At 63.1% G+C, this 5,445-nt stretch carries 3 protein-coding genes; 1 reads left to right on the top strand and 2 read right to left on the bottom strand.

The features are described 5' to 3' along the window. Nucleotides 1-2 precede the first annotated feature (2 nt). Nucleotides 3-476, top strand: a complete 474-nt coding sequence (locus tag EOM25_11940; GenBank protein NCC25883.1) for a response regulator — start codon at nucleotides 3-5, stop codon at nucleotides 474-476. Nucleotides 477-571: 95 nt separating this feature from the next. Here the strand turns inward: EOM25_11940 and EOM25_11935 are convergent, their stop codons facing one another. Then, nucleotides 572-1,486, bottom strand: coding sequence for a diguanylate cyclase (locus tag EOM25_11935; protein NCC25882.1), 915 nt, complete (start codon nucleotides 1,484-1,486; stop codon nucleotides 572-574). Next, nucleotides 1,483-5,238 carry a PAS domain S-box protein gene (locus EOM25_11930; GenBank protein NCC25881.1) on the bottom strand — a complete coding sequence of 1,252 codons (3,756 nt, stop codon included), beginning with the start codon at nucleotides 5,236-5,238 and terminating at the stop codon, nucleotides 1,483-1,485. The genes EOM25_11935 and EOM25_11930 overlap by 4 nt, the downstream gene beginning before the upstream one ends. Nucleotides 5,239-5,445 lie beyond the last annotated feature (207 nt).

Here is a 5,445-nt window from a genome sequence, read left to right as displayed (position 1 = left end):
GTCTGAGCGAACCGGGCCGGGGCACGATCTTCAAGATTTACTGGCCTGCAGCATCGGAAGTCCCGGGCGAGGAGGCCCCTCCGAAACCCGAGGCCCCTGCCCGGGGCGGCACCGAGACCATCCTGATCGTGGACGACGAGGCCGACATCCGGGATCTGACCACCGAGGCCCTCGAGACGTCGGGCTACACCGTAGTCCAAGCCGCCAGCGGCGAAGAGGCCCTGACCATCTATTTGGCCCGGGACGAGGCCATCGACCTGGTGATCATGGATTTGAACATGCCCGGCATGGGCGGCCGTCAATGTCTGCTTGAACTGATCCACCTCGATTCCGAGGCTAGGGTCCTGGTGGCCAGCGGCTATTCGGCCGACGGTCCGGCCGGAGAGATCCTTGGTCTGGGCGCGGCCGGCTTCATCGGCAAGCCTTACCGGATTTCAGAGCTGCTGGCTTCCATCAGGGACATCCTGGACCGTTAAGGGACAATCCGGCCGACTCCGGGCCCGAGACCAGCCCTGTCAAATCGGATAACTCACCGGATTTTTTCCTGTTCTGAAGACCTGAAGGTGAATGGTCAATCTCCTTTGACCACACGGTTGCGGCCGCAATTCTTGGCCTCGTACAGGGCCCGGTCGGCGACGGCCACCAAGGTGTTCGGATCGACAGCCTCTGAAGCCCCGGTCGTGCCATATCCCACGGACACGGTCACATGGTCGGACACCGGAGAATGCTCGTGCGGCAGGGCCAACGAATCCACGGCCCGGCGCAGGGCCTCTGCCATGCGAGCCGCCCCGTCCTTGTCGGTCTCTGGCAGAAGGGCCACGAACTCCTCGCCGCCGTAGCGGGCGACAAGATCCGAGGGCCGCAGCAGCACCGATTTCAAGGCCTGGGCCACCCGGCGCAGGCACTCGTCCCCGGCCCCGTGACCGTAATTGTCGTTGAAGGCCTTGAAATGATCGATGTCGATCATGGCCACGGCCACGGCCGCACCATTGCGGGCCGCCCGTCGCCATTCCCGGTCCAATGCCTGATCGAAACTCCGCCGGTTGGCCACCCCGGTCAATCCGTCGATCATGGACAATTCCTCGAGCATGTCCGTGCGCTGCTTGAGTTGGAGATGGGTCCGGACCCGGGCCCGGACCACCGGCAGGCTGAAGGGCTTGGTGATGTAGTCCACGGCCCCCAGATCGAACCCCCGGGCCTCGTCCTCGCTCTCGCCCAGAGCGGTGACGAAGATGACTGGAATTCCCTTGGTCTTGGGGTTCTCCTTCATACGGCGGCAGACCTCGTGGCCGTCCATGCCGGGCATCATGATGTCCAGAAGGACGAGATCCGGCGGATCCTCGGACTCGGCCACGGCCAGGGCCTTGGCCCCGGTGTCGGCCACCCGCACCCTGTAGTCGGCCCGCAGGGCCTCGGCCAGAATCTGGATGTTCATTGGCGTGTCGTCGACAATAAGCACGGACATGGTCTGCAGGCTGTCGTTCATGGCCTTGTTTCTCCTTGGGCCGCCCCGTCGAGGCCAGCCAGGATGGAGCGCACCGCCTCGCGGGCGCCGTCGTAATCGAATCGCTGGATCTTGGTTCGCAGACGGACGGTCAGGGACGGCTCGACCCGGTCGGCCAGAGCCGTTTCCAGATCGTCCAGCATCGGCGGGTCCACAAAGTCGCTGACTGCCAGGAGGTCGTCGATGCGGACCAGCAGGCTGCGAGCCTCCCCCAGGTCAATGCCTTCCTGGTCGGCGTTCCCGCTTGGGCCCGTTCGAGGCTTAATCCATCGGGCCAGAGCGGTGAAGAGCACCTCCCTGTCCACCGGCTTTGGCACATGGTCCTGCATGCCCGCGGCCAGACAGCGTTCCCGGTCCTGCTCCATGGCCGCCGCGGTCATGGCGATGATGGGCAGTTCGGGTCGCAGTTCCCGGATATGCCGGGCCGCGCTAAAGCCGTCCATGACCGGCATCTGGAGATCCATGAGCACGGCGTCGAAGTCCCGACCCTGGCGGATCATCTCCACCGCCTCCAAACCGTTGACGGCCACGGCCGTGCGCAACCCGGCGTTCTGCAATGTTTCCAGGGCCACCTGTCGATTCAGGGCGTTGTCCTCGACCAGGAGGGCCCGGGCCCCACGCAAGCCCGATGTCAGTTCGGAAAAATCATCGGAAAGCGAGTGCCGTTCCCGGCGTGGACCGCGCCAGACCTCGACCAGGGCGTCGAAAAGGGCCGATGGTGTCACCGGCTTGGTCAGGTATGCGTCCAGCCTGGATTGGCTAGCCTTGTCCATGGCCGCGTCCATCCCGTAGGCTGAAACCATGACCACCGTGGCCGGACGGGGCAGCCCGCCTGAGCCTTCCATGGCCCTGATGGCCTCGGCCACATCCAGACCGTCCCGGCCGGGCAGCTTCCAGTCCAGAATGATCAAATCGTAAGGCGAACGGTCCCGAGCGGCCTGCTCCACGGCCTCCAGGGCTTCCTCGCCGCTTTGGGCTTCCTCGACGACAAACCCCCAGGAAATGAGCATCCCCCGCAGGATGTCCCGGGACGTGGCCTGATCGTCCACCACCAGAACCCTGCGGCCGGCGAAGTCTTCGGGCCGGAGGGCCTCCCGGACCTTGGCTGCCTGAACGGCCGGCCGAAAAACAGCCTTGAAGGTGAATGTGCTGCCACGCCCCGGCTCGCTCTCCATGGCCAGGCTTCCGCCCATGAGGCCGGCCAAACGTTGGCTGATGATCAGACCCAGGCCGGTGCCGCCGTACATACGGGTCGTGGAGGTGTCGGCCTGGGAAAAGGCTTTGAAAAGGCGCTCACCTTCCTCCGGACTGATGCCGATGCCCGTGTCCCGCACGGCAAAGGCCAGATGGACGTTCTCGCCTTCCTGGCCGATGCGGGCAATGGCCAGCTCCACCTCGCCCTGTTCCGTGAACTTGATGGCGTTGGAAAGGAGGTTTGACAGGGCCTGTTCCAAACGCAGGGAATCGCCGCGCAGGAACCCGGGCACGTCCGGACCCAGACGAAAAAAGAGTTCGAGACCCTTTTCCTCGGCCCGGGCCGTGAACAGGGTGGACAATTGCTCCAGAACTCCCTCCAGGGAGAACTCGCGCTCGTCCAGTTCCAGACGCCCGGCCTCGATCTTGGAAAAGTCCAGAATGTCGTTGATGATGCCCAGAAGCATGGCCGAGGAGCGCTGGATCTTCTGCAAATAGTCCCGCTGCCGGGCGTCCAGGTCCGTGCCCAGGCAGAGTTGGGTCAGGCCGGTGACGGCGTTCATGGGCGTGCGGATCTCATGACTCATGTTGGCCAAAAATTCGCTCTTGGCCCTGGATGCCGCCTCGGCCGCCTCCTTGGCCTCGCGCAGGGCTTCCTCGACCTGTTTGCGCTCGGTGATGTCGATGACCATGCCGACGAAATTCACAGCCTGGCCCTCATAGTCCCGGATGACAGCCACGGCCACGTCCACCCAGAGCGTTTCCCCGGACTTGGTGATGTAGCGCTTCTCGATCCGGTACTCGTCCCGTTCGGCTCGCTGAATGGCCCGAAAAAAGTAGAGTTCCTGGGGCAGATCTTCGGGGTGGGTGAACTGGCCGAAATTCATGCCCACGATCTCTTCGTCACTATAACCCAGCAACTGGCTCAGGCTCTGGTTGGCCGTGATGATCTCCCCTGTCTCGTCGGCAAAGGCGATGCCCGTGTTGGCACGCTGGAAGATGACCCGGAACCGGGCCTCGGATTTGGCCAAGGCCTCCTCGATCCGCTTCTTGGCCGTGATGTCCCGGTAGACGACCAGCATGACCGCTTTCTCGAAGAAGCGGACCAGCTTCACGGTCACCAGGACGTCGATGGCCGACCCATCCTTGCGGCGATGAAGGGTCTCGAAGTCATCCCGACCGGTGCGGGCGATCTTCTCGATCCGCGCCGCTGTTTCCTCGGGCTTTTCCAGGGCCTCGTAGTCGTTGATGCGCAGGGCCGCGAACTCCTTCCGAGTGTAGCCCAGTTGTTCGTGGGTCGGGGCATTGAACTCAACGGGCAGGGCCGTGTCGGGATCGATGAGCAAAACGCTGTCAGGCAGAAAATCGAGCAGGGTCCGATAGCGGGCCTCGGCGTGGCGGATGGCATCCTCCATGCGCCTGCGGTCCGTGAGGTCCCGGGCCGCAGCGTAGATGAGATCCCCCCGGGGCTTCGAGCGCCACTCGATCCATCGGTACGAACCGTCCCGGGATCGGTAGCGGTTCTCGAAGCTGACGATCTCCTCCTGGCCCACGAGTTTCCTCATGATGGCCATGGTGGATTCCAGGTCGTCGGGATGGACGAACTCCAGAAAAGGGCGGCCTTCGAGTTCGGCCACTTTGTAGCTCAGAGCCTTTTCCCACTCCGGATTGACCCGAACGAACCGGCCCTGGGTGTCGGCGATGCACAGAAGATCAAGACTGGACGTAAAAAAGGCGTCCAGCTCTTCGTTCTTCTCCCGAAGCCGGGCCTCGGTCAGTCTGCGCTCGGTGATGTCCGTGTGCGTGCCGATGACCCGTCGGGGCTTGCCCGGCTCCAGCCATTGGATGGCCTTGCCCCGGTCCAGGATCCATTTGTAGGAGCCGTCCTTGCAGCGCATCCGGTGCTCGTTCCGATAGAACTCGGTCTCCCCCCGAAAATGGCGCTCCAGGTCGGCAAAGCACTGCGCCTTGTCCTCGGGATGGATGCGGCTCTCCCATTCGGTCAGACTGTCGCCGATGTCGTCCTCGTCGTAGCCCAGCATGGCCTTCCACTGCCCGGAAAAAAAGACCGTGTTGGTCACCGCGTCCCAGTCCCACAGGCCGTCTCCGGCCCCCTCCAAGGCGAACTGCCAGCGCAGCTCGGCCTCCCGCAGGGCCTGCTCGGCCTGGATCTGCTCGGTTTGATCCAGGAGGTAGCCCCGCAGGGCCAGAAGTCGGCCGTCCTCGCTCCGCTCGGGACTGGTGAAGTCATGGATCCAGCAGACCTCCCCCCCGGGCCTGAGAATGCGGTAACGATGCTCCCAGGATTCAGTCCTACGGGCCAGATACTGTTGCACCTCGGCCGCCACCCGTGGCAGATCTTCGGGATGGACGATGTCCTCGAACCGGAAACCGGGATCAATCATTTCGGCAGGGTCCCGGCCGAAAAGATTCCGAGAATTGGCCGAGACATAGCTCAAGGGCCAGCCGGGCTCGGGCCGCCAGACCACAAGGACCACCGGGCCGCCGACAAAGAGGGAATGAATGTGATTTTCGGTCATGGGCAGGACTGCGCCAAGGAGTTCATCCTGTGCAAAAAATGGATCGGGATTCTACCCAATGAAACTGTTTCTCATTAGCCTCTTTTGTTGCCGGAATCAACTGCAAAACAGTCAAATGGAACTCGATTAGACCAAACATAAAAACATCTGCACAGCCGATCTCGCGATAATCTTGCCGAACCTGGCCCGACCGTGGCATTGACAGAA

The sequence above is a fragment of the Deltaproteobacteria bacterium genome (assembly GCA_009929795.1).
GTDB lineage: Bacteria > Desulfobacterota > Desulfovibrionia > Desulfovibrionales > Desulfomicrobiaceae > RZZR01.
This window is presented reverse-complemented; position numbering and strand designations above follow the sequence as displayed.

Bases quoted from the DNA above. Each gene is read 5' to 3' on its own strand.
- EOM25_11935 (NCC25882.1), bottom strand. From the start codon at position 1,486: ATGAACGACAGCCTGCAGACCATGTCCGTGCTTATTGTCGACGACACG.
- EOM25_11930 (NCC25881.1), bottom strand. From the start codon at position 5,238: ATGACCGAAAATCACATTCATTCCCTCTTTGTCGGCGGCCCGGTGGTC.